At 46.9% G+C, this 22,844-nt stretch carries 28 protein-coding genes; all 28 read right to left on the minus strand.

The window, feature by feature from the left end; translation table 11 throughout:
• Positions 1-19 precede the first annotated feature (19 nt).
• The 28 genes from M1E06_RS14530 to M1E06_RS14665 all read right to left on the minus strand — a co-directional run bounded on the left by M1E06_RS14530 (position 20) and on the right by M1E06_RS14665 (position 22,841).
• Positions 20-868, minus strand: coding sequence for an SDR family oxidoreductase (locus tag M1E06_RS14530; RefSeq protein ID WP_020451043.1), 849 nt, complete (start codon positions 866-868; stop codon positions 20-22).
• Positions 844-1,941: a mannonate dehydratase gene (uxuA, locus tag M1E06_RS14535; protein WP_020451042.1), complete on the minus strand. Its 1,098-nt coding sequence runs from the start codon at positions 1,939-1,941 to the stop codon at positions 844-846. The genes M1E06_RS14530 and uxuA overlap by 25 nt, the downstream gene beginning before the upstream one ends.
• Before the next feature lie 20 nt (positions 1,942-1,961).
• The gene (locus M1E06_RS14540; RefSeq protein ID WP_020451041.1) at positions 1,962-2,978 is read right to left on the minus strand and encodes a zinc-binding alcohol dehydrogenase family protein; all 1,017 of its coding nucleotides are present in this window, start codon (positions 2,976-2,978) and stop codon (positions 1,962-1,964) included.
• Positions 2,979-2,990: 12 nt separating this feature from the next.
• Positions 2,991-3,677: a GntR family transcriptional regulator gene (locus M1E06_RS14545; protein WP_020451040.1), complete on the minus strand. Its 687-nt coding sequence runs from the start codon at positions 3,675-3,677 to the stop codon at positions 2,991-2,993.
• Positions 3,678-3,777: 100 nt separating this feature from the next.
• The gene (locus M1E06_RS14550) at positions 3,778-4,842 is read right to left on the minus strand and encodes a peptidoglycan recognition protein family protein (RefSeq protein WP_020451039.1); all 1,065 of its coding nucleotides are present in this window, start codon (positions 4,840-4,842) and stop codon (positions 3,778-3,780) included.
• Between the two features lie 80 nt (positions 4,843-4,922).
• Positions 4,923-5,987, minus strand: coding sequence for an acyltransferase family protein (locus M1E06_RS14555; RefSeq protein ID WP_020451038.1), 1,065 nt, complete (start codon positions 5,985-5,987; stop codon positions 4,923-4,925).
• Positions 5,988-6,042: 55 nt separating this feature from the next.
• The gene (locus M1E06_RS14560) at positions 6,043-6,309 is read right to left on the minus strand and encodes a phage holin (RefSeq protein WP_041817189.1); all 267 of its coding nucleotides are present in this window, start codon (positions 6,307-6,309) and stop codon (positions 6,043-6,045) included.
• 14 nt (positions 6,310-6,323) lie between these two features.
• Positions 6,324-6,593: a hemolysin XhlA family protein gene (locus M1E06_RS14565; RefSeq protein ID WP_020451036.1), complete on the minus strand. Its 270-nt coding sequence runs from the start codon at positions 6,591-6,593 to the stop codon at positions 6,324-6,326.
• 63 nt (positions 6,594-6,656) lie between these two features.
• Positions 6,657-7,934 (minus strand): pyocin knob domain-containing protein, encoded by a 1,278-nt coding sequence (locus M1E06_RS14570; RefSeq protein ID WP_020451035.1) that lies wholly within the window; start codon positions 7,932-7,934, stop codon positions 6,657-6,659.
• 15 nt (positions 7,935-7,949) lie between these two features.
• Complete coding sequence (locus M1E06_RS14575) at positions 7,950-8,336, minus strand: phage tail-collar fiber domain-containing protein (protein ID WP_020451034.1); 387 nt, start codon at positions 8,334-8,336, stop codon at positions 7,950-7,952.
• 13 nt (positions 8,337-8,349) lie between these two features.
• Positions 8,350-9,270, minus strand: a complete 921-nt coding sequence (locus M1E06_RS14580) for a YmfQ family protein (RefSeq protein ID WP_048350281.1) — start codon at positions 9,268-9,270, stop codon at positions 8,350-8,352.
• Entirely contained in the window at positions 9,257-10,300 is a 1,044-nt protein-coding gene (locus tag M1E06_RS14585) for a baseplate J/gp47 family protein (RefSeq protein WP_050820764.1), read from the minus strand. Before M1E06_RS14585 ends, M1E06_RS14580 begins: the two co-directional genes overlap by 14 nt.
• Positions 10,293-10,718 (minus strand): DUF2634 domain-containing protein, encoded by a 426-nt coding sequence (locus M1E06_RS14590; protein WP_020451031.1) that lies wholly within the window; start codon positions 10,716-10,718, stop codon positions 10,293-10,295. Before M1E06_RS14590 ends, M1E06_RS14585 begins: the two co-directional genes overlap by 8 nt.
• 18 nt (positions 10,719-10,736) lie before the next feature.
• A complete protein-coding gene (locus M1E06_RS14595) occupies positions 10,737-11,045 on the minus strand; it encodes a DUF2577 domain-containing protein (RefSeq protein WP_023856723.1) in 309 nt (102 codons plus the stop codon).
• Positions 11,042-12,022, minus strand: coding sequence for an XkdQ/YqbQ family protein (locus M1E06_RS14600; protein ID WP_080131335.1), 981 nt, complete (start codon positions 12,020-12,022; stop codon positions 11,042-11,044). The genes M1E06_RS14595 and M1E06_RS14600 overlap by 4 nt, the downstream gene beginning before the upstream one ends.
• Positions 12,023-12,078: 56 nt before the next feature.
• Positions 12,079-12,735, minus strand: coding sequence for a LysM peptidoglycan-binding domain-containing protein (locus M1E06_RS14605; protein WP_080131334.1), 657 nt, complete (start codon positions 12,733-12,735; stop codon positions 12,079-12,081).
• Positions 12,728-16,492 (minus strand): transglycosylase SLT domain-containing protein, encoded by a 3,765-nt coding sequence (locus M1E06_RS14610; protein WP_020451027.1) that lies wholly within the window; start codon positions 16,490-16,492, stop codon positions 12,728-12,730. Before M1E06_RS14610 ends, M1E06_RS14605 begins: the two co-directional genes overlap by 8 nt.
• Positions 16,493-16,495: 3 nt before the next feature.
• The gene (locus tag M1E06_RS14615; protein ID WP_095290311.1) at positions 16,496-16,633 is read right to left on the minus strand and encodes a hypothetical protein; all 138 of its coding nucleotides are present in this window, start codon (positions 16,631-16,633) and stop codon (positions 16,496-16,498) included.
• A gap of 41 nt (positions 16,634-16,674) precedes the next feature.
• Positions 16,675-17,124 (minus strand): phage tail assembly chaperone, encoded by a 450-nt coding sequence (locus tag M1E06_RS14620; protein WP_020451025.1) that lies wholly within the window; start codon positions 17,122-17,124, stop codon positions 16,675-16,677.
• A gap of 124 nt (positions 17,125-17,248) precedes the next feature.
• Complete coding sequence (locus M1E06_RS14625; RefSeq protein WP_020451024.1) at positions 17,249-17,692, minus strand: phage tail tube protein; 444 nt, start codon at positions 17,690-17,692, stop codon at positions 17,249-17,251.
• A gap of 1 nt (position 17,693) precedes the next feature.
• Positions 17,694-19,040, minus strand: coding sequence for a phage tail sheath family protein (locus M1E06_RS14630; protein ID WP_020451023.1), 1,347 nt, complete (start codon positions 19,038-19,040; stop codon positions 17,694-17,696).
• Positions 19,040-19,264 carry a hypothetical protein gene (locus M1E06_RS14635; protein ID WP_020451022.1) on the minus strand — a complete coding sequence of 75 codons (225 nt, stop codon included), beginning with the start codon at positions 19,262-19,264 and terminating at the stop codon, positions 19,040-19,042. The genes M1E06_RS14630 and M1E06_RS14635 overlap by 1 nt, the downstream gene beginning before the upstream one ends.
• On the minus strand, positions 19,265-19,705 hold the full coding sequence (locus M1E06_RS14640; RefSeq protein ID WP_048350218.1) for a hypothetical protein: 441 nt from the start codon (positions 19,703-19,705) through the stop codon (positions 19,265-19,267).
• Between the two features lie 12 nt (positions 19,706-19,717).
• The gene (locus M1E06_RS14645; RefSeq protein WP_026579861.1) at positions 19,718-20,206 is read right to left on the minus strand and encodes an HK97 gp10 family phage protein; all 489 of its coding nucleotides are present in this window, start codon (positions 20,204-20,206) and stop codon (positions 19,718-19,720) included.
• Positions 20,203-20,559, minus strand: coding sequence for a YqbH/XkdH family protein (locus M1E06_RS14650; protein WP_026579862.1), 357 nt, complete (start codon positions 20,557-20,559; stop codon positions 20,203-20,205). The genes M1E06_RS14645 and M1E06_RS14650 overlap by 4 nt, the downstream gene beginning before the upstream one ends.
• On the minus strand, positions 20,556-20,930 hold the full coding sequence (gene yqbG / locus M1E06_RS14655) for a protein YqbG (RefSeq protein ID WP_023856716.1): 375 nt from the start codon (positions 20,928-20,930) through the stop codon (positions 20,556-20,558). Before yqbG ends, M1E06_RS14650 begins: the two co-directional genes overlap by 4 nt.
• Positions 20,931-21,045: 115 nt before the next feature.
• Positions 21,046-21,981 (minus strand): phage major capsid family protein, encoded by a 936-nt coding sequence (locus M1E06_RS14660; RefSeq protein WP_020451017.1) that lies wholly within the window; start codon positions 21,979-21,981, stop codon positions 21,046-21,048.
• A gap of 17 nt (positions 21,982-21,998) precedes the next feature.
• Positions 21,999-22,841: an XkdF-like putative serine protease domain-containing protein gene (locus M1E06_RS14665; protein ID WP_048350216.1), complete on the minus strand. Its 843-nt coding sequence runs from the start codon at positions 22,839-22,841 to the stop codon at positions 21,999-22,001.
• Between the last annotated feature and the right edge of the window lie 3 nt (positions 22,842-22,844).

The raw sequence follows: 22,844 nt of genomic DNA on the forward strand, positions 1-22,844 counted from the left end.
CTCCCCTTTATCGCATGGTTTAGACACCGGCATAAGCCGTAAACCCGCCATCCACCGGCACTGTTATACCGGTAACAAATCCGGACATCTTCTCATCCGCCAGCCAAAGCAGCGTCCCCAGCAAATCTTCCGGGCTGCCGAAACGCTTCATCGGGGTGTGAGAGATGATCTTCTTTGCTCTATCGGTAAATTCGCCGTTTTGATCAAGAAGAAGCCGTTCATTTTGATTGGTTAGGAAAAATCCCGGGGCAATGGCGTTGACCCTGATCCCCGTTTCAGCCAGATAGACGGCCAGCCATTTCGTAAAATTGTCGATGCCCGCTTTCGCCGCGCTGTATGCAGGCACTTTCGTCATCGGGATTTGAGCGCTCATTGAAGAAATATTGATCACGGATGCCCCTTTTTGGTTCAGCATCATTTTTGCAAATTGCTGTGTTGGAATGAAAGAACCGAGGAAGTTTAAATTGAGAACAGAACCGACATCATCGCAGTTCAGATCAAATAATGTCTTGATGTTGTCCTGGAAGAGGTGCGCGGAGCTGAATGTTTCATCTGATGTCGTGCCATTGGGGAGATTGCCGCCGGCCCCGTTCACCAATAGATCACAGCCGCCGAATCGGTCGGCCACAACGCGCTTCGCCCGTTCAATGCTTCGTTGATTGATAACATCACACTCAACGGCAATCGCTGCGCCGCCGGCTTTTCGAATAGCTTCGGCCACAAGCTCTCCTTTTTCAACGGTTCGATTAAGAATGGCAACTTTCATACCCTGCCGGCCGAGCTCTCTCGCCATCGCGCCGCAAAGCACCCCGCTGCCGCCTGTGATGACCGCAGTTTTCCCCGCTAAATTTTCATGGATTTCAAGCATTGTGAAGCCTCCCGTTTTTCTCTATTAAGCGAATCCCATATGCCCCATAAATACATGATACCGAGCGCCCTGTCATACAGACCGTAGCCGGGCCTGCACTTTTCATCCCAGATGTGGCGGCCGTGATCCGGACGCACATAGCCTGAAAAACCTGTTTCATGATAGGCTTTGACAATCCCGCAAATGTCAACGGTGCCATCTTTTGTTCTGTGCGATGTTTCGATAAAATCGCCGTTTTCGTAGACTTTGACGTTGCGGATATGGGCAAATGGAATCCGGTCAGCATACGCATGGATCATGGCGGAAAGATCGTTTTCGGGATTGGCCCCCAATGAACCGCTGCACAGTGTCACGCCATTAGCCGGATGATCGACAAGCTGAAGCAGCCTTCCGATGCTTTCTCCTGAAGTCATGATGCGCGGGAGTCCGAAAACCGGCCACGGCGGATCATCGGGATGGATCGCCATTGTGATTCCGCAGCGTGCGGCGGTTGGAATGATGTGTTCAAGAAAATAGTGAAGATGGCTCCAAAGATCCTCCTCCGTCACATTTTGATAGGCTTCAAACAGCCTTGTCAGATGCTCCAGCCGCTCCGGTTCCCAGCCCGGCATCGTGAATTCGGGGTGCTTGGCGATTTGATCGACAAGCGCAAAAGGGTCGATTGTGTGCACCTTTGCGTGCTCATAAAACAGAGCGGTGGAACCGTCTGGAGCCTTTTTGTATAAATCGGTCCGCAGCCAGTCAAATACAGGCATAAAATTGTAGCAGATCACCTTTACGCCGGCTTTGGCCAAATTTTCAATCGTTCGCTTGTATTTTTCAATATACAGATCTCTCGTCGGCAGCCCGAGCTTAATATCCTCATGTATGTTAACGCTTTCAACAACTTCAATGTGAAAACCGTGCTGTTCACACTGCCGCTTCACTTCTAAAATTTCTTCCAATGGCCATTCTTCACCTGGCGGCTGATGATGAAGCGCCCAAACGATCCCCTCTACACCGGGAATCTGCCTGATCTGCTCAAGGGTGACGGAGTCGTTTCCTTCTCCATACCATCTGAAAACCATTTTCATCACACTTCCTCCTCACCGATTCAATAAGATAAAATGATCTTTGTGACCTGATGGGGACAGTTTTTCGCTTTTTTCAACGCCTCTTCTATTTCCGTAAAAGGCATGATCTCAGTCACAAAAGACCGGGCTATTTCAGGGTTTTCATTCAAAAATTGAATGACGCCGGGAAATTGATTGACGCTGTGTTTAGTCCCGTAAATTTCAATGTCTTTCTTTGTGAGAAGAAGGCCCGGAATCGTCACATTCTCCCCCGTTAAGCCGACAATGACAATGCGCCCGGCGGCAGCTGCCAAACTGATTGATTGCTCAATCGTCGCGGGAATCCCGGCCGCTTCGAACACAATCCCCGCTCCTTCTCCGTCTGTCAGCTTCAGAATCATTTGCTCGGCATCCTCTTCACCAGGCTGTATAACGGCATCCGCACCGAATGCCTCGGCAAGCTCAAGCCTTTCCCGTACGGGATCAACAGCGATTACACGGACGTCAAAGCGCTTTTTAAGCTGTGCCAAAATCGTTAACCCGATCGGACCCATTCCCAATATGACAATCGTTTCTCCTGTTTGAATATCCGCCCGCCGAACCGCCTGCGCTCCGATTGAAAACGGCTCGCACAACGCGGCGGTCGCAAAATCCATTTGCTCAGGAATCGGATGGACATGCGTTTCCGGGACAATGATAAAATCAGCGAACCCTCCTCTGCGAACCGATCCGATCATATCGATGTTCACACAGGCGTTTGTCCTCCCTTTCCGACAAGGGTAGCAGCCTCCGCACGGAATAGCCGGTTCAATTACGACCCGTTCGCCCGCGGATCGCTCCCTCACCCCCGCCCCCGTTTTTTCAATGATGCCTGCGAGCTCATGGCCAAAAATCTGAGGGTACTGTGCATATGGATTTGAGCCGTCGTAAAAATGCACATCACTGCCGCAAATCCCGGCGGCCTTTACCTTGACAAGGACTTCGCCGCTAGCCGGTTCGGGACGCGGAATGTCGCGAAATTCAATTGAAAATGGCTTCGTCATCACCGCAGCTTTCACATCACCACTCCTTTAAAAGCGCTTACTTTTGAAATAACCGGGAAACTCATTAATGAGCATCTGTTTATCGACGATCACCAGCTGCAAATGCTCTTCGGCAATTTTCTTGGCTTTCGCCTTCTGTTTTGTTCGAATCGCTTCTGTTAATGCTGCGTGCTGCTGATGAATGTTGTTCCAGTTAAAATCGGCGGCAAGCCTTAAAAAACGGATTCTTTGGAAGGGAACGTTCATCTGCTGAATCGCAGCCCAAACATTCGCTTTTCCGCAGCCTTCAAAAATCGTCTGATGAAAAGCTTCATCCAATTCAAACAAACTTTCATAGTTTTTCTGTGTGATCGATAATTCCTGCATCTTCACATTCTGCTCCAACTTAAACATAGCTTCCTCCGGAAAGTCTTCACACGCCAGTTCAGCTACAGCCTTTTCCAGGTTTTCCCGCATAAACCTCGCTTCCTCCACCAGATCAAGGTCGATCAGCGATACGCGGGTTCCTTTCTGCGGATAGACTTCGAGAAGCCCTTCTCTCGACAGCTGCAAAAAAGCCTCTCTGACCGGAGTGCGGCTGACTTCATACCGTTCTGAAATCTCTTTTTCCGATATCAGCTCACCCGGCACAAGCCGAAACTTCATGATCTCTTCCTTCAGCATCTGATAGATTTGGTCTCTGACAGAACGCGGGTTTAATTGTTTCATTGTCATGACTCTCACCTCCTCTCCGCCATACTACCATACAAGTATGGTTGTGGGGTAGCTGTTTTTTGAAAATTTTAAAAATATAAAGGAACTTTCAAAAGTTCCTTTATTTCAAGAGAGCCAGCATTTTCGCTTTTGTCTTCGGGCCGTATATCCCGTCCGCCCCCAAACCGTACATCAGCTGAAAACGTTTCACCGCATTTGCTGTCTTCACTCCGTAGTATCCGTCGATCCCGTGGTTTTTGGCCCCTTTATCTGGGTAATAATAAAGAGCCGCAAGGGCTGTCTGAATTTGTGTGACGGCCGTTCCTTTCATCAGCGGGCTTTTCACTTTATAAATGCCGGCGGGAAGAGTCCATGTCTTGCTCTTACCGCCCGCTGACGCTTCAGCGGCTGCGAGGGCTTTTTCGGTTGACGGGCCGTAAATGCCGTCGGCTTTAATTCCCGCTTTCTTTTGCAAAGAAGCAACCGCTTGCACCGTCTCGTTTCCGTAGCTTCCGTCCGCCCCGTATTTGGGCAGCGAAAAACCGGCCGCGATCAAGCGCGTTTGCAGCTTTTTCACATGAGCGCCTGACATTCCTTTTTTGAGTATAATGCCCGACGATGAGCTTGTTTTGCTGGTGGAGGCAGCCGACACGGATACGGTTTTCGTTCCCAAAATGGCGTCTACTCTTTTACGGAAAGCTGACAATTGGCCGGCATCTTTCACCCACGGGGTTGGACAGCTTTTGTTGGTGACATCGTAATGGCGGACAATCCGATCTGTGGACAAACCGTATGTCTTGCACAAATCAGCTACAAGCTCCGCCGCATTGCGAATCGTCTTTTCATGGATTGTACCGTCTTTTTCCACGCACATTTCGACCCCGAGCGCCATGGTATTGGCATTCGGCTTCAGGAAGCTGACATAGCAGCGGTTTTGATCATGCGCATGATAAGCGACTTCCTGATCGGGAATAATATGCTGTGCCTCATGGCGGTCGACAAAATAGTGAGCCGAGGCATAACGCTTGTCAATAATGCAAGTGCCATTGAAATAATTGCGCTCATTTAAAGCGGAGGCCCCGGGCGTCGCCGTCCAATGCATGACAATTCCATTGACTGCCGCAAGCTTCAGCCCGGGACGGGTGTATTGATTGATTTTTACAAAGTTCTTGATGACTTTGACCAATTAAAACACTCCTTATCAAATTAAAAAAGAACTGCCAATGGCAGTTCTTAAAAGAAAAAAGCCCTCTTACCAAAGGACTCTTAATCTGTTCTATATTTTTTCTTTTGACTGACAATACCGAAAAGCTTTTTTAGTGTTGTTAATGGTGATGTAACAAAAGCACTGATTTTTGAGAAGAAATTTGATCCTAACAAAGCCGAGATCAAAATTGCAATTCCGAAGTAAACTATAAATTGTGTATCAGCTTTCCAATCGGCCATGAACTCCGTCCTTCTCAATAAAAATACAAAGACAGGATGGAACAAAAAAATGGAAATGGAATGATCTCCCCATTTTGTTAAAACACTTTTTTCTCCCTTTACACTCGTTAATATAAGTAAGCAAAGCCCCCCAGATAATAAATAATGCAACATTATTTTTGCATGGTAACGCTCTCCTTCATTTAAGAATCGCTCCATTCCGAAACTTCCTCTGAATAATGATTCCAAATTAGGAGTGTATTGAATATAGAAAATAGCTGCAACCGCTGTAACCACAAATAACCCTTTTGCAATATTCTCTGGGATTGATTCATAAATCATTCTCAATTTATTTTTAGAAATGAAAAATCCCGCAAAGAAAAACGGAGCAAAAGAAATTGTACGCTGAAAACTGAGTGTATACGAGGTGAAATTCGGATATATTTCCTTTATAAACTCGACGACAGGTTCAGTATACCAGCGCGAATAAAAACTAAGTGCAAAAACAATCAGAAAGATAATAGTCTTGCCAACTTTTCCTGGTCTTAATTGATGGATACCCCACGCCAAAGCATACCAAAAAATCATGCTTACGATATACCATAAATGAAATTGGGGTTTACCAAAATGAAACTGCAAGGTTTTGTAATCACCTATAAAATATAAGTACCAATCAAAAAATGATTGAAAAATAATATACAATATAAAGAAGTTGATTATTTTGCTTACTGTTGCTCTTTTGGCTAAAAAACCGCTTATAAAAATAAATAGAGGCATATGAAAAGCATAAATCAATACAAAGATTTGATAGTAATTGCCCTTATACAATTCGATTAAATGTCCAAAGACTACTAAAAATATTAGCAATCCTTTAATGTTACTTATTTTCAAGTCTTTTTCTATCAACAGGCTTCCCTCCTTTTTTAAGGATATACGAAGGGAAGCAGCAGTACAATAGCGATTATTTTTTTAATATGCCTTGTTCTTTAAGGGTTTCTTTCTGCCTCCGACCTCTGCTCGTAATATAATTATTTTTATACCATGCAATAAGTGATGCGGTAATTGTAAAAGCCGCAGACCCGGCCACATACAGAGCGTCCGCCAATGTATTAATCTGATCTTCACCAATCGGCAAAACCGGCTTACCAAACATGATCAACGTCTGATTGACTAACGCAATAAAAAGAAGCACCGTTCTGACGACCGTGCCTTTGTCGATATGTTTCATCATCTTGTCCTCCCTTATCTCTGCAATAAATTATAAAAAACAGCGATCGCTCCGCCGATGATGCCGGTGCTGACCGCTGTAATGATCGCGCCTGTGATGCTGCGCTTGATCCAAGTTGTATTCTCTTCGATTTTGTTCAGTTTTTCGTTAATTGAGATGATTTGCTGATCGTGGCGGTCTGATGTTCGTTCGAGTGTGCTGACGCGCTGTTCGAGTGATTTTTGATCAGCCTTAATTCCATTCAACTCATTCTCAAAGATGTTTGTTTCATTTAAGATCGTCAACGAATAGTTCCACTCCAATCTTTATACACTTTCCATATGTCTTCATATTAAATAAAATGTTGCTTATCCAATTTGGGACATGGTGACATATGCAGTCGCAATGGTTATAGCCTTCCCAGTATTCCTTGGCGTAATGTAAAAAGTAACTTTATCACCCGCTGCAAATTTTTGTTGCAGAAAAAGTACACATGTATTATCTGTTGTTGCGGGGTACCAGGTTCCCAGTCTTTGATACTCTTTTCCTCCGACATAACAACTTAATATATTCTCTGAATTAACCGTAATGTTTTTGCTAGTAACATACAGCCTTATTAAATAAAGACCGCTATTTTTTAAAGTTATTTCCGAATTTGATATATTATACTCTTCTAAATGATCAGCTCTTGTGACGCCAAACACTAATTTTGTCGGAATATTCTCCGACGCAGAAACAGAAGAATGTTCATGATCATAAGTATCTACATATGTTCTTTTATTAAAGTCTTCAACTGTCATCACTTTTTTCCAGCCTTTGAAAATGCCGTCAGTGTGTATTGTCCCTAACCATAATGAGTTGTCATAGCTTCGCCAAGCTTGTATCGTCTTTCTTCCGGCACCGGTTTCAATTACATCGTAATTGAACCAGGAGTCGTCGTTTTCTACAGGGTTGTTTTGAACAACATGGCCCATAGCATAATAAAAACCTGTCGGCAGCGTTAACAAATCCGTTCCGTCCGGCAGTTTTGTGCGCGTTCCATTACTATCTGTAATTTTATATAACTGTGCATTGTTCCATTTTTCCCGTTCATCTTCATTCACATGGAGATTTGTATTTCGTTCATGAGCATCAACCTTGGCTTGCGCACCATTAGTCGTTTCTTGGGTCTGCCATGGCGTCCATGTTGTTGAATCGGATTTTCTAAATCTAAAATACGACTGTTTCCCTTCGTACGATTCATAAGCAGCCTGAACTAAAGTATTGCCGAAGCTCATGACAAGCAAAAATATCCGATTTGATGAAGGTGGTGAGTTGATTCCTTCATTATAGATGAGATACATGCCTGTCTCTGTCAAAGTGTTAAAATCTGTTGTTTCTGAACTGCCTCTGTAAAAGACTTTTCCGTTATTTTCGGTTAATTTATATAACTGCCCTGCGCTCCATTTTTCCCGTTCTTTGTCAGTGATGTGAATCGAATGGTCGCTGGCATGCGCATCAGTATACGTTTTAGCCTTTTCTTCAGCTTCCTCAGCCCGCTTTGCAATCCGTTCATCGTTCACATTCAGCTGATCTATCGCTTCGTTAAATAAATCGGCATGGGCGCGGTCTGTTGTTTCAAAGCGTCTCGGTTTTTGGATGTCCACCTTGTTTCAGCTCCTTTAATAAATGTCGTCGATTTCGAAGACGAACTCGATGTCGCCGTCTTTTTGCTTGTCTGTCATCGTTCTGACCGCTGTGAATTTTCCGGCTTCATCGACAAGGGCAAGCTCGTTGATCGTCTCTCCTGCCAGTTCGCTTTCTCCCAAAGTGCATGTATAGCGGACTTTCGCCGGCTCCATGAAGACAAAGCCGTCGATTTCCTTTTGCAAGAGTTCGTTTTTCAGCGCCTGTTCGTTGCCCTGTAAAGCAACGGGTTCACCTTTATCGTTTGTACCTCCGTTTCCGAAAGCCATTTTTGTGATTTTGGTGAGCTTGCCCCCCTCAGCCCGTGCTTTTGCCATTTGCTGTCTCGCATAAAGCGTTGTCACTGTTAATTGTTGTGCCATTTTGATTTCTCCTTTACAATGCGATTTTTTGCGCCGCTGCTGCCAGCTGCTTCGTTCCGTTGAGCAAAAATGCGCCGTTTAACGTCCACCACTTCTCCCTCATTTCTAGCGCGCCTGCTTGCTTAAATTCATGCTCGCATTTGCAGCTGATTTTGAAGGACTGGATCTGTTTGTTTTGATTGGTAATGCCGGTTTTCATGCCTGCTTTTGTTTGCTGTTTCCGCCGGTTTTCAGCGGTCGCCTTTATCGTCAAGCTCGAGGCGGACCGGATGTATTGCCGCTTCTTGTGGCGCAGTGTGAGCTGCTGTTTAAACCTGCGGGGCAGACCGTCGATTTCTCGAAAACCGTTCAAGTAGAATGAATCATCAAGCAGATACTGTCCGTCCAAATAAACCGGTATCGTACCGAAAAATCCGTTTTTGCTTCTTAAAACAAGTCTGTTATGAATGCTTTTCGGCGGCCGATATTCATAATGAAACCCGCCCCGGAATGTATAAGCCAAATGGGCGGGCTTCATATGATTGACGGTTTGAATAATCGAAGGTATAAACTGCAGATCTTCACCGTTTACGCTCAGCAAAAAATGATACCGTCCGGCCGTCAGTCTGACGGAGGCGGACGGCTGTTTTAAAAAAGCATTAACCGCGCGCTCGATCGAGCGCGCAGTAATCGGCGGAATATTGGACATCTTGGTTAACAGTCGCGCCCTTCGAATATCAACGCCGTCTGAAGCCTCGCGTCTGACATTCAAAATCTTTTCCCACCTGTCCAGCCCCCATGTGGCCGTCGTGACGAAAAGCTGGTCTGTTATATCGAAAATCTCTTGATTTTGCTTCTCAAATTCGGGCGCCTCGGCCGCTAAAATGTCTTGGATCTCCCGGATTTCCGTCAAGTATGGCGGCAGATGAAAAGCCATTTCATCAATCTTGCTCAATGATGGTCACCTGCCCCAGCTTTGGAATTTCCGTTTCTGTCAACTGCAGATTTTTCGCTTCCCCGTTGATGAAGACTTCCGAATAGTCACTGACAGAGGACGATTCATAGATCATGTTGTTGATTTGCGAGAGACGGATGACGCTTTCTTTAAAGGCCATTTCTTTAAACAGCTCTGTGATTTTTTCTGCAATTTCCTGTTTGGCTTCATCGATCGTCCGGCCTGAATCAGGAATGATTTTTGCAGATATGCTGACGTCTTTCCAGACCGCACTTTCAACCGCAGTATAAGCTCCGATCGGCGCCATACCTTCCCCTTTTCCCGGATCGGGATCGATATATTGCTTGACTCTTTCGATTAATGCATCAGAGGCAGGTTCCATTTTCGCGTTTGTAATGACAACCTTTACGGTTCCCTCGCCATTCCACAGCGGAAAGACCTTCGCTTTGCCCACGCCGTCCACTTCTTCGGCCCATTGTTTGTAATGCATCTGATTCGCGCTGACCGCTTCGCGGCGGACGCGGATCAAATACCTTTCATACAGCGATTCATCCGTCTCCTCATCACGGCCGGGAATTTCAAGACTTCCCATAACCGCCTTTTCAAGCCCTGGAATGGTATCGAGCGGAAGTAAAGGCCGCCCAGACAGATTGGCGTTTCCTTTTGTCCCGGCCGTTTCACATTCAAGCTTGCCGTCTTCGAGCATGGTAAAATATAAGTCTTCCAGAAAGAAGCGGGTTCCGGGGGGAACCGATACGCCATCCGTAAAGGCTGCTGACCAAATGGCTTTGGACGCTTGATAGCGCTCAAGACCGGCCTCAGCCGCCCTTCTGTCCAAATATTCGCCCTCAGCCGTATCCGCATAAACCAAATTCAGCACTTGATCAAGCCAAATATAAGAAAGCGCCAGCTCGGCAGCTGCCGGGGCAAGCGCATTCCAAATGACGCTGTTTTCACGCTTGTCAATTTCATCTGAAATCCGCTCAAGCATGCGTTCCATGATCTCTTCAAATGTCTGGTTTTCAAACATCTTCCCCTATCACCTCCTCGATTTCCAATGTCCCTTCATCGGTTTCAACCGAAAAAGACACATGGAAGGCATCGCCTTGACGCTCAATCTCGAAATCAGTTACCGCAGAAATTCGGTCGTCATATATGAGGGCTTCCTCAATCAGTCTCGGTATCTCCATTTCTTTATAAGCGTCGGTCGTTTCATGATCTGAAAGAACCTCCTGCAGTTCATTTCCGATATTATGGCTGTAAACGGCATATGTGTAACGCTCAGTTCTCAGCGCCATGTAAACCATTTGTTCGACCGCTTCGAGTCCTGAAATCATATCACCCGTCATCCTGCCCGTTTCAAAATCAATTTTGTACGTTTTTGAAGTCTCAATCACTTCGCTGTCATCCTCGATATCTTCAAAAGATACTTCCGGTGAAAGAGCCATCCGAGCCACCTCCTACTCCTACACTCTGTCTATCACGAAAAACGACTGCCCTCCAGGCATGGCGGCAATCATCACGTGGTCGCCGGCATGCAATTGGCTGTAAAAGCGAATCGTTTTGTCTTCTCCGTCAATCCGGATCTGTTCCGTATGTTCTGTCAAATGCCTGGCCACCACCAGTAAGTCGGAGGGGATCACCAATTTATCATGATTGCGGAGCTTCAGCTTGAGCGGAGAAGCGGACACGACTTCAGCCGGCATGACATCAACAGGCGATTCAGCGTTTACGGCTCCAAGAGCCAGCTCTTTTATCGCATCGCTTAATTTCATGAAGTCGCTCCTTCAGGTATTGTATTTTTCGCGACGACATCAATCGTCATCACATGCTTTGTCCCTGCAAAATCGTGTTTATCTTTATCAACCCAATAGGTTTCTTTAATTCCCGCTTCCGGAATCGATATATAAACCGGCAGTCCGCTTTGGACTTCCGGTATGCCGAGCGCCTGTATGCTCTTCAGCTCTTTTTTGACGCCTTTCTTTTCAGCCTGTATCTTCTTCGCCCGGTCGCGCAGCTGCGCCTCGTTAATATCATCCGAAACCGTTTCTGTGTACTGGAGAACGCCGAATCTTTTCATACCGGCTTCATCGCTGGCTGATGCGGTATAGGTTTTGTTATCTTTCTGCTTTCTCAGTTTCACCCGGGTTGCTGTTTCATCAATTGACGTACTGTAAGCGTAATCGGTAATGTTCACACCTGTTTCCAAAACCCAGATATTCTCCGGTTCGGGCCACGCTCTTAAACACAGCTTTCCCTTTTCGGCATACAGCCGATAGTTTTTTCCGGTTTGCTTTTTTGTTTCCCTCAGCGCTTTTAAGATGATGTCATACAGGCTCGTATTGTCTTTAAAGACGAGTGATTTAATCGTATGTCCGGTGCTTGCGATCGCGCCTTTGGGAATTTGAAAATCGTTCGCAATTCGTTTGACAATGTCAGCGGCCGTTTTGTTCGAGAATACATAGACATCCTGGTTTTTCACCAAGTACTGAAGCATGTCGTACGCTTTAAACGTAAGCGTATATTCTTTCGGCACCCTGCTGAACACAATTCCGCGAAACAGTTCTTTTCCTTTCCATTTAAATAAAACGGTAGCGCCTTCCTGCACGCTGTAATATTTATGGCTTCCCTGCTTGATCACAATCGACGCTTCGATCGAACGAGGCGCCTGGTACCTTTCTCCTTCCAATGTGACGCTTTCGGTGACAAGTTCATACCATTCGCTTTCTTTTATGACAAATAATTCGATCATCGCTATCCCCTGCTTTTGATTTAACAGAAAAACGCCGGTTCACCCGGCGCATCGTTTTATGGTATTTTCAGCTTTTGCCCCGGAAAAATCCAGTGCCCCGGCTGTTTGATGTTTCGCTTGCTTCGTTTGATCATCGCCTGTTTGTTCGCGTTCCAAATTTTCCGCCATTCCTGGCTGTTTCCGTAAAAACGGCCTGCGATGTGCCAGAGCGTATCGCCTTTTTTGACGGTGTACATTTTGGGAGCCGGTTTGGACGGCCGTTTTTTCTTCGTTTTCTTTTTTTGCTTGATCTTCCGAGGTGATGCTGTTTGATACTCTTTTAATGTGAGATCAAAATCCCGGTCACCGATATCCTTTTCACCCTCACGATGCGAAAAGTTTTCGATGCTGCATGTGAAATTGATCTTCGTGCCCGTGACGAGAAATTGAACCGGTTTTTTTGCTTTTATCCACTTCTCGATTTTGAGAATCGCGTTCTCCGGTGAAAGAAACCCTTTATATTCCGCAAGCGGAGAATACTTTTTCGGAAAATGAGACGAAAATGAAATCGTCTTTGCTCCCGGTTCATTGATAAATGTAACCTCGCCGAACTTTGACACCTTTACAGACTCGTTCGCAAGATTATTGCTGACGTCAAGCTGCTCGGGAAGCACAGGGAGGCGCAGCTTTTCCTTTCCTTGCGTCAGCCAAAATTCGTACACGGATTTAGTCATAAGCTACGCTTCCTTTCGTCCCAATATGGATATCCCGTTCAAGCTCATCGACAAGAGCGCGCTTGATTTTCGCAATCAATGTTTCCTGGTCGCGCTCACTGTGATAATGATTGTCGCCGGTAATATAGATGTTGACTTCTTTGGCGCCGTTTCCAGCCGGCTGCCGGGATCGGGCCCCGCCTGCGGTGGCTGCAGCCGCCTGACCGCTTGAAATGGAACCGGATCCTTCAGCGGGGTTATGCACTTCCATTCCGAGCGCGCCTGCAGCCCGTTGAAGCAAATATCTGCCGCGGATGCCGCGCTCTTCGGGAATGATCCATTCGCGCTTGCCGCCTTCACCCACGCGGGCGATCTGCTCGCTGGTGATCAGGCCGCCGTTGGCATAGCCTTTATAAGCTCCGCCTCTTGCCATGCTTTTAATCCCCGGCGTGTTAAATGGCGACCCGTATCGTGATTTGATGTAATTGATGGCCGCTACCGCGTTGTGAACAGGATTGAAAATATCATTCATTCCTTTTCCTTTGTACGCATTAAACGTTTGGCCGATCGTCTGCATCAAACCTCTGCTCGGGTCTCCCCGCTTGGCGTTAATGTCCCAGCCGTTAGAGGCGCGCGGATTTCCGCCGGATTCCTTTTGAGCAATGACAGAAAGCGGCTGCAGCCACGACGCCGGTGAACCGGTAGCCATGATCGCCTGCATCAGCCACGACTTTACATTTCCGCCGACGGCGCCGATTCCGGAAAACGCAGCAGCCAGTGAGCCCGCTTGTTTTTCCGCAAAACTTTTGACATCGACAGAACTTAAACCTTTGACAATCCCGACCGACGCAAAACGCCCGAGATTCATCATAACCCGGGACGGAGAATGAATATCCAGCTCTTCGCGAAACGCTTTTTCCACTTTTTTCGCCAAGTTGTTTGCAGCTTGAGAAACTTCGCTGCCTTTTCCATTCATGCCGCTGATAAAGTGTCCGACCATTCCTGATCCCCAGCCTGCAGCCGACTGTTTCGAATCAAGGAACGGCTTGTTGATATTTTTATCAACATACTGCGATGTCCCGGTCGGTGTTGCATTTTGCCCGGAAGCGAAGTTTTTGACTGTATTTGCGCCCCAGGAAGATGACGTCTTCACCGTTGTTTGATAAGGCGCATTTACTTTTGCTTGAAGAAAACCGCCCGTTCCGGTCGCGGTAGTATTTTGCCCGGAAGCGAACCCGGCGACCGCCTGTTTTCCGTAATTAGACGATTCTGCCGGCAGGCTGCTAAACGGCTTGCTGATGTTTTTTTGCTTCCATTGATCAAGGGAAGGAGCGTTTGAGCCAATCCCTTTGTCAAAGCCGCCGGTGAATTCCCGACCGAAAGCCTGCGCCTCTGCCGTTATATTCCCGACGCCGACAGCAGGCGACACAGAAGCCGAATATGAAGCGGTGCTTGAAACCGGAGAAGAAGCTCCCCCGTCTCCCGCCGCGGCCCCCATATCGTCAACAACGCGCATGCCGAGCTTGGTCGCTGCCTGGGCAAGCAGCATCTTCCCGCGGCCCCGGTTGTTTTCCGTCGGGATGACAAATTCGTTTCCGGCTTCACCGATCCAGGAGATGGTCGGTTTTGTGATGTAGCCGCCTGTTGCATTTTTATCAGGATTATCTCCTGTCATGAAGTTGATGACAGCATCAATACCGCCGCCAACTTTATCCCATATTTTACCTACCCATCCGAATGCTTTCTCAAAACCGTCGCTGATCAATCCGGCAATCTTTACAATTGGCTTTTGAATATTTTTCTCAAACCAGCCGGCGACGCCTTCCCAAATGTCTGTTACCGTTTTTTTGGCCGCTTGAAATTTTTCTCCAATGGCTTCTTTTACGGTTGAAAACGTATTTTTTATCGGATTCCAAACCGTATTTATAAACCATGAGGAAACCGCGCCCCAAACTCTTTTGATCATGTTCCAGGTGAATTGAAAACGATCCCAAATCCCAGTTGCCACTTCAATGACTTTTGAAACTACGGGATTCCAAACATTTTCCGCAAACCAGCCGGCGACCGCCGTGAATGTCTCTTGTATCATCGTCCAGGCTGTTGTCAGCTGATTCCAGATCCCTGTCGCTACTTCAATCACCTTGCTGACAACAGGATCCCATACATTCTCTGCGAACCAGCCGGCGACCACCATGAATGTTTCCTGAATCATCGTCCAGGCTGTTGTCAGCTGATTCCAGATCCCTGTCGCTACTTCGATCACCTTGCCGACAACCGGATTCCAGACATTTTCCGCAAACCAGCCCGCAACTGTCATGAATGTTTCCTGAATCATCGTCCAGGCTGTGGTCAGCTGATTCCAGATCCCTGTCGCTACTTCGACCACCTTGCCGACAACAGGATTCCAGACGTTATCTGTAAACCATCCTGCTATCATCGACCAGTTTTCTTGAATGGCTCCGAGTGCCTCAGCCGATTTATCTTTTATCGTATTCCACGCTTTCTCGACACCGCCGTTGTCATCGAACATCTTCCCGAAATATTCACCGATACTTGAGCCGCCCAAGCTTCCGACCATACCTCCAATGGCCCCGCCGATTGCCGTCCCCCCCACAGGGAGAATAGCTGTGCCAATTGCAGCACCTGCTGCTGCGCCAGCTAAACCGCCGCCAATTCCTCCGCCTGCCGAACCGACTTTTTCGCCTGCGTTTTCTTTGTTCATATCCATTAACTCAGTCGCTGATAAAAGCGCTCCAGCATATGGGAGGGCTTTGCCTCCAACTTTCCCCACTTTTCGAAGACCTTTCATAAACTTGCCGCCGGATCTGTTTCTTCCCGGTCTTGTTTCTCCATTAGTGGAGGTTTCTTCACTTCCTGGCCTGCTGCTTGTTGCAGGTTCATTGATTATAGAACCTCCGCCTCCACCACAGCAGCAACAACCGCCTCCACTTTCTTCACCTTTAAACACCTTACCGAGAATGGCATCAAATGATTTGTCCCAAATCTTCTCGGGAAGCCCCTTCACCCATTCAACAAATTTACTTTTACCCGCCTTTAGAATTTCAGTCCATATGGCCTCAGCTTTCCCATCCGAATCTTTTTTGTCTTCTTTTTGTTCCGTTTTTACAATTGCGTCAATTTTAAGGATACGTTTAGCCTCAATGCTGTTAAGCTTTTTTTGCAAAGCATTCAATTTCCCGGTCGCCTGGTCGTTAATCGTAAGGGTGGCTTGATATTCCCTTGCTAAATGATTTTTCAAATAGGAGGAAATCCTGCTGGCTGTCTGGGTGATTTTATCAATGACATAGAGCGTTGCAGAGTATCCTTTTTGCAATGCACCCTTCATGTAGCCGGAAATTTTTTGAACAGCCGGGGTGACTCGGTCATTAACGGCTGCAGTTAAGAAGTATTCAGCTGATGACAATTCAGACATGATGCTTCTGATCTTTTGAATGCCCGGTGTTGCCTGATCATTTATTACAATTGAAAATTGATAGTTGTCAGGCAGCTTTTGTTTAAGCTGATTTGAAATATTGTCGATGGTTTTGCCGGCCTTATCGACTGCTGAAATTTCAAGCTGCCATGATTTCAGGTTGGCTTTTAAGAAAACATTAAGTTTTTTCAATGTTTTCTCTGCTGTTTTCGTTTTTATTTTCATTGCGAACGGGCGGCTGAGTTTTTTTCGTCTTTTTTCCAGGTCTTTAAACCCCTTCTGAATCCTTCGCAGCTTCTTAGATACCCGGTCTTCAAGTTCAAAACGTGCCGTCAGTTTTGCCATGGATTATGTACCTCCTTTCCGCGCTTCTTTTTCCAAGATTTGAAGTTTGTAGCTGATGAGTCCGTATAAAAATGCTTTAAACGGTTTTGGGGCTTCGTACAGCTCCCGGAGCTGGGATGGAGAATAGTGAAGTTCGTGCATCGCAAAATAGAGATACACCGCTTCTTTATTCCCATCCTTGATTAGTTTTTTGCTTCTTCTTCCAGATCTTCAAGATCGTCTTCAAAGCCGTTGATTTCAATCGCTTTGTTGAGCCAGTTCGCATATTCCCCTCCGACTGACAGAACGCGTTTGGCTACTTCGACCGGGTCGGCCGTTTGATAGGCTTCTCTTAATTCCTTTGAACGGAAATCAGGATAGATCGTCGATTCAATGGCGATTCGGGCGTAAAAGCGCTGGGTGTCGAGATCCTTGACGCGGCCCCTGCCTTTGATGTTTTTATAAGTCGTATTTTCTTTTTCAAGCTCGTCAATGCGCTCGGTTGTAATCGGCTTAAACACAAACGGAATGACATTGCCCTTTTTATCGACGAACCGCTTTGAGATCGGCACTTTGATTTCTTCGGCTTCAACGGTGTGTCCCGGCATAAAAAAGGATAAATCATATACTTTTTCTTCTTGTTTTTCGCTCATGTCTGCTTGCTCCTTTAACATTCAATTTTTAAATGAAAAAGCACCCTCGGCTTGACGAGAGTGCTTGGTGTTATATGTCCTGACTACTAGCCTATGTTTGAAAAGCGGGATACGGGGCTCTTTTTTAAAACGTATCTTTCAGTTTTTCAGGAACGTCAAAATCTTCAAATGTGAACGGCACTTCTTCTTCCAGCGCTTCTGAATCGACGTCAAGGCCGGCGATTTTGGCCGAGTCAAAATTCACATCATACAGTGTGACACGTTCCGTTCCGCGGCCTGATGACTGGTCGTCAAGGACGGCCTGGAGCGTGAAATACGGATCTTCGCCTTTTTTTACATAGTTCATCATTAATGTGACAAATTGAGACGTGACTTTATAAAATGTCGCCGTTCCCGTGCCGTTTGCACCTGTTGTCTTGTGGCCCGTCATGCGGCGGCCCATAATATTGACTTCGGCTTTATTCTTTTCGACGTTTGCCTCAAATGTTTTGATATGAGCCATCTCTTGTCCGTCGAGAAAAAGACGGCCTTCTTTTCCGGAAATCGTGTTTTGCGCTTTTAATGCCATATTATTTTACCTCCACATTAAAGTAGAATTTTTCTGCTGCATCAACCGGCTGAACGGCCAAATCGATTAAAAACCCGTCGCGGTCTTCATTCAGTGTGATGGCAATATCGCTTTCAGAATCAAAACCGGTAATGCCGCCGGCTTCCTGAAGCGCCGTCATATACTGAATGATCAGCGTTTTGACGTACTGCAAACCGTCGTCAGAAGCAGGAATGTCGCTGCCGCTTGCTTTTCGCGCTTTGATTAAAGCCTTTAATTCGCGGGTCAAATTATTGTTAACTCCGTCAAGGACGCGGATGATTTTATTTTTCGAGAATTTTTTGTTTTTGTCGGCAGTGAAACTCGTTAAAGAGTTGATGTCTTTTTCGACACTGACCGATTGATCGCGTGCATCAAACGTAAATAAAAACTCGCCTTTTTTCAGACGTTCGATGACCTGATCTTCATCCAGACGGTTCAGAACATCAACAGCTCCTTCGTATTCGACAAATGTCAGCGACTGGTTAAAAGTCGCGCCTGCGCTTGCTCCGGCAACCCATGCCGTCGCTTTTTCAGGCGTGATTTCTGTGCCGTCTTCCAGCACGACGCCTCCCGTTACATTGATGATGCCTTCATCGTCTCCGGCATAATCGGCGACTACGCCTTGGACTTTCTGGCCCTGCTTATCGCGGAGGCGTTTGATGAAAGCGGCAAAAGTGGCTTTCAGCTGTTCATTGTCTGCAACCGGAAGTGCGATCGTATTGAAGTATTCCGTTTCGGCCGCATCTAAAAACGCGGTGTAATCGGCAACGCTTGCTGTTCCGTTCTCTCCGCCTTCCAGTTTTGTGCCCGCTGTCAGTTCAAGCGCGCCTTCCCCTTGAAACGCGACGTACGCATTTGCGGTAAGCTCTTCTGCCGTTTTGACGGTTTGTCGGTCAGCTTCATCTGTTCCGACAAAGGTTGTGACATCAAACTTTTTAGAATCGAGCACATTTTCGGAAATGCGGATTGAAATGTCGTTCCCTTTCTCGCCCCCGTATTTTGCCGTTACACTCAGCGTTTCGCCGATTTGGGCTTTCGCCGGCGCTCCTGTGTTCAGACGGTACAGCAAAACGGTCTGTGCGTTTTTCTTCGCTTCGCGGAAAAGCAGAAGAGACGGATCATCGATGTTCAATCCCACTTTTTTATTTAAATCTTCAATGCTGGAAATCGATACGAATGATTTCGGCTCCCCCCAGCTCATGACGACAGGAAGGGCAACTGTGCCGCGCTCCCCGACGGAAACCCGCTCCTCTGCTGTCGTTTTAAAATTAAAATAAATGCCGGCACGATCTTTTTCTTTGCCTGGTGTAAATGTTCCGCCGTTCATTAATTCATGACCTCCTTGGCTAAAAATGTTTGAATAAGCTGACTTGCCTCAAGCTTTGAAATCTGCTCTTCTTTCACATGAAAAAGAGCACCGTCGAGAACTTCCGGTTTAATGCCGAAAAGCTCTTTCGCGTGCTCCCTCAGATCCTCGATGTAGAACAGCGCTTCTCGTTCCTCAAGAGGCGCCTTTTTTGCTTCGGTCTTTGTTTTTTTGCTGACTGTCAATTATTTCACCCCGTTTGTAAAATCGATTGTTTCCAGAGAAAGTTCGTTTTCCCGTTTGTACCAGTAGCGGCTGTTCCATTGAATAATAATGGACGCGGTGCCGGAATCCCCTATCCTCGTCTCGATCTGGCTGATCCTCAAGCTGTCTCCCGTGTCTTTACCCGACCGGTCAATGAGCGGGATGATGTGTCGCGCTTCCCTTACGGCGTCTGCAATGCGCTCGGCATGATCGTGGGCCTGCTGTGAATCATGGTGAAACAGTTTCACATTCAGGGTGAAGACTTTTTTAAATGTTGAAACTGTATCATTTTCATCAAAAACAGAAGGGGGAGGAAAATATAGCGACGGTATTTGAAAATGGTCGGGTATTTCCTTTTCATAACAGACGACAGGAAAGACTTGATAAAAGAAATTCATAACAGATCCCGTTTCGTCGTTCAAAGCTTCACCTCCTTAAAGGGAATTCAGCCATGTTTGCAGCTCTTCATTCAGGCGTTTTTCAAATAAACGCTCAAATATGTAAAGCGCATGCTCCCAATAGCCTGTTCCCTTTACCCATTGCCGTTTTAAAACCATGCCGGACGAAGAAACGGGATCGTATTGAAATCGGCCGCTGTGCCATTGTCCCGGAATCCACCTGACTTCCTCTTTTCCGCCTGTCCAATGGCCGTCATTTACGAATGAGGCGTACTCTAACTCCGTCCCGACTTCAAGCGTGAGTCCGCCTTTTTCGATTTCCCATATGTTCCCTTCAGCCCCTCGCTTGAAAGAGCGCATAAGGCTGCCGGTATCAATCGATCCGGCGCGTACGATTTCGTCGCGGACCAGATCTAAAAAATCGGTTCCCGTCTGTTCAAGCCACTTGGCAGCTTCAGTTCGAAAGCCGCTCTGCCCCGCTTTTTCCAACGTCCGCGATAGCTGTTTCAATCCTTTGATTTTCATAGTTTTTCATCCCTGACCGCTAAGACTTCCAGGTGATGGCCTTTGATGTTGCGCGGCTGCTGGAGCGTGTAGCTGACACCGTTCCAGACCGCAAGATCGTGAAGGCGCACATCTGCATCCGCCGGAAAATGGGCCAAATATGAATGATAAATGACCTGTTCGGGATCTTGCTGGACGATCGACTGATTTTTTTCCGTAAAATAGCAGGGAACGTTTTGAAGATCGGGTGTTTCCCCGTATGTGCGAATCGGCTGCAGGTTTGGCGCGGGAATGCCGTACCTTGCTTCCTCTGCATGATCTTCCTTTAAATGATAGATATCGCAACGGTCGCTTAATAGACTTTTGTAGCTCATAGCGGCCGCACCTTGAATCGGACAGATTCATAATCAAGAATAAATTCTTCGAGCAGTTTATAGACGTCGGGCTTCGCCAGGCCACCGCTTCTTGAGAGCGTATAGGAGTAGTCACCCAATTTCTCAGATTTGTAGCCTTTCAAAAGCGATTCATCACCGTTTTTCAATGCAAAGTACTGTGCCAGCTGCAGCAAAGCGAGCCTTGCCTTTTCCGGCAGCGGATCATATTTTTCATCTGTAAAACGATGCCCCGTGATCTGCTCGGCTTCCGCTTCGGCTTCAAGGATATCCTGCCGCAGCAATTCCTGCGGTCGGTTTTTCACGGCTTCAATAACGGAATATTGAATGATATCGTCGGGCGTGATCAGCATGTTCATCACATCCTTCCAGAGCTTTTAGCTGTTGTCCGGGGCGCTTTCGCTTGTGCTCGGACTCGTTTCCCGCCGATTGGCGATGCTTTCAGTGAAAACGTTCGGACTCAGGCATTTACTCTTTTACATTGACGATTTTTGCAACCGCGTCTTCTTCTTCGAATTTGCTGTCCAGTTTTGCCGTCAGGACAATGATAAATTTGCGCGCGCGAATGTCTTTATCGACTTCAATTCTGATATTGCGCGAGAAACCGAGAATAATATTTTTCGGATGCGTCAAAATAATGTCTGATGCTTCGGCGGCTGCATCTCCTTCTCCGTACGCATACGGCTGAATATTTGAGACCCCTTTAACAGGCACGCCAAAAGCGGTTGAAAGCCCGCCCTGTACAGCCGCATCCCCGAGAGTGGTTTGACGGTCTGCGACGCGGTCTTTCCATTCGATCTCCTGACCGAGCGATGTGTAGAATCTGAATTCCTGCGGAACGCGCATATATTTTGCCGGAACAGCTTTCAGTCCCTGTTTGAAAAGCTGTCGGCTGATTTGCTCCCCGCCTGCATCGACGATGTGAGAGACGGACTGCTTCCGGATTCCGTCAAGTTGAGCAAGGTATGGATCTGAAGACGCAACATCACCGTTGACGATCAGTTCTTCAATATCCACAGCGGCCCGTTCCGCCAGCATTTGCATCAGCGTCTGTTGAAGGCCGTCTTTTTCAATGTTATTTTCGAGCGTGTCATAAGTAATGTTGACTTCGGCAATGACTTCTTTCGCATTCAGTTCAACCGTGCTGGTCACCGGTGCGGTTAATTGGTCCTTCGCCAATGCTTTACCTTCATCAGCCGCTCTTAAAATCCGCTGGCCAAAACCGATTTTTTCAAATTTTTGCGAGTCGTTTTCCATTTGAATCACACGTGATTCGCTGAAAATTGTCGGCGTGTTTTGCACCATGCGAATAAATGCAGAAGCCTGCGCCGGATTCATTAATCCTCCGCTTTTCAACGTCGCAAGCGACATCTCGGCTTTACGAATAATCTCTTGATTTCTCATGTTCTTCCTCCTCCAAATTAAAGCAATCCGCTCCAAATCGATTTTTTAACTTCTTCTTCTCCTTCTTTTTCAGCCGCTGCCTGCTTTGAGGCACCTCTCATCTTTTCGAGTGCTTCGATGCGCGCAATCAGAGGGGCGAGCATGTCCTCGACGATTTCCTTCACATGTGCATCCTGGTCTGTCTGCTGCTCTTTTTCGTCCGCCGCTTTATCTCCTTCCAAATCGTCAAGACGTTTGAGAAGCGGAGCCAAGACGGCTTCAATCGTTCCTTGAACTTCTGATCGTTTCATCTTTTTTTCTTCCTCTCCCGTTTTTTGTTTGTCGCCGGCAAAAAACTGCTTAAACAGCTGAAAGAAACTGCCGGTCTCATCAGAGCCGGCGCGGGGCGGGTGTTCGACAGTTTCGGCAGTGCCCGCCATGCTGTAGCCGGTGATGCTTCCTTTTTTAATCTGTTCCCAGATCTCATCGCCGGCTTTTGTCACCAGCACCCAAGAGCCTTTCACAATCGTTTCGCCGTTTACTTCAAAATCAGCCGGCGCAACATAGGACTCCACGACTTCTCCGACGCCTCCCTGGAAATTGTGATCCTTGTCGATCTTCCGGGCATTTTTCAGAAAACCGTGGGCGGCTTTTTGGATTTCGTCAGCCGTCATAAAATCGCCGTGGGCATCCGCAACGTCCGGCTCGTAGACCACGCCGTAGACGAGCTTCTTTTCATCCTCGGCTTTTGCAATCAGCTTGACTTCCTTTTGAAATGTCGGCGGTTCACTCGACTTCGTCATAAAAAATTTCTTTTTGTTCGCCGCTTTGTCGACATAACTGACGAAATTGATCTTGGCATTTTTAAGCTCTCTCGGCACGAA

This window comes from Bacillus sp. AK124, from assembly GCF_053903085.1.

Bases quoted from the DNA above. Each gene is read 5' to 3' on its own strand.
- M1E06_RS14610 (WP_020451027.1), bottom strand. From the start codon at position 16,492: ATGGCAAAACTGACGGCACGTTTTGAACTTGAAGACCGGGTATCTAAG.
- M1E06_RS14620 (WP_020451025.1), bottom strand. From the start codon at position 17,124: ATGAGCGAAAAACAAGAAGAAAAAGTATATGATTTATCCTTTTTTATG.
- M1E06_RS14545 (WP_020451040.1), bottom strand. From the start codon at position 3,677: ATGACAATGAAACAATTAAACCCGCGTTCTGTCAGAGACCAAATCTAT.
- M1E06_RS14615 (WP_095290311.1), bottom strand. From the start codon at position 16,633: ATGCACGAACTTCACTATTCTCCATCCCAGCTCCGGGAGCTGTACGAA.
- M1E06_RS14605 (WP_080131334.1), bottom strand. From the start codon at position 12,735: ATGACTAAATCCGTGTACGAATTTTGGCTGACGCAAGGAAAGGAAAAG.
- M1E06_RS14625 (WP_020451024.1), bottom strand. From the start codon at position 17,692: ATGGCATTAAAAGCGCAAAACACGATTTCCGGAAAAGAAGGCCGTCTT.
- M1E06_RS14650 (WP_026579862.1), bottom strand. From the start codon at position 20,559: ATGAGCTACAAAAGTCTATTAAGCGACCGTTGCGATATCTATCATTTA.
- uxuA (WP_020451042.1), bottom strand. From the start codon at position 1,941: ATGAAAATGGTTTTCAGATGGTATGGAGAAGGAAACGACTCCGTCACC.
- M1E06_RS14645 (WP_026579861.1), bottom strand. From the start codon at position 20,206: ATGAAAATCAAAGGATTGAAACAGCTATCGCGGACGTTGGAAAAAGCG.
- M1E06_RS14575 (WP_020451034.1), bottom strand. From the start codon at position 8,336: ATGGCACAACAATTAACAGTGACAACGCTTTATGCGAGACAGCAAATG.
- M1E06_RS14600 (WP_080131335.1), bottom strand. From the start codon at position 12,022: ATGATCGAATTATTTGTCATAAAAGAAAGCGAATGGTATGAACTTGTC.
- yqbG (WP_023856716.1), bottom strand. From the start codon at position 20,930: ATGCTGATCACGCCCGACGATATCATTCAATATTCCGTTATTGAAGCC.
- M1E06_RS14530 (WP_020451043.1), bottom strand. From the start codon at position 868: ATGCTTGAAATCCATGAAAATTTAGCGGGGAAAACTGCGGTCATCACA.
- M1E06_RS14560 (WP_041817189.1), bottom strand. From the start codon at position 6,309: ATGAAACATATCGACAAAGGCACGGTCGTCAGAACGGTGCTTCTTTTT.
- M1E06_RS14595 (WP_023856723.1), bottom strand. From the start codon at position 11,045: ATGAAATTAAGCGATGCGATAAAAGAGCTGGCTCTTGGAGCCGTAAAC.
- M1E06_RS14630 (WP_020451023.1), bottom strand. From the start codon at position 19,040: ATGAACGGCGGAACATTTACACCAGGCAAAGAAAAAGATCGTGCCGGC.
- M1E06_RS14585 (WP_050820764.1), bottom strand. From the start codon at position 10,300: ATGTTTGAAAACCAGACATTTGAAGAGATCATGGAACGCATGCTTGAG.
- M1E06_RS14660 (WP_020451017.1), bottom strand. From the start codon at position 21,981: ATGAGAAATCAAGAGATTATTCGTAAAGCCGAGATGTCGCTTGCGACG.
- M1E06_RS14590 (WP_020451031.1), bottom strand. From the start codon at position 10,718: ATGGCTCTTTCACCGGAAGTATCTTTTGAAGATATCGAGGATGACAGC.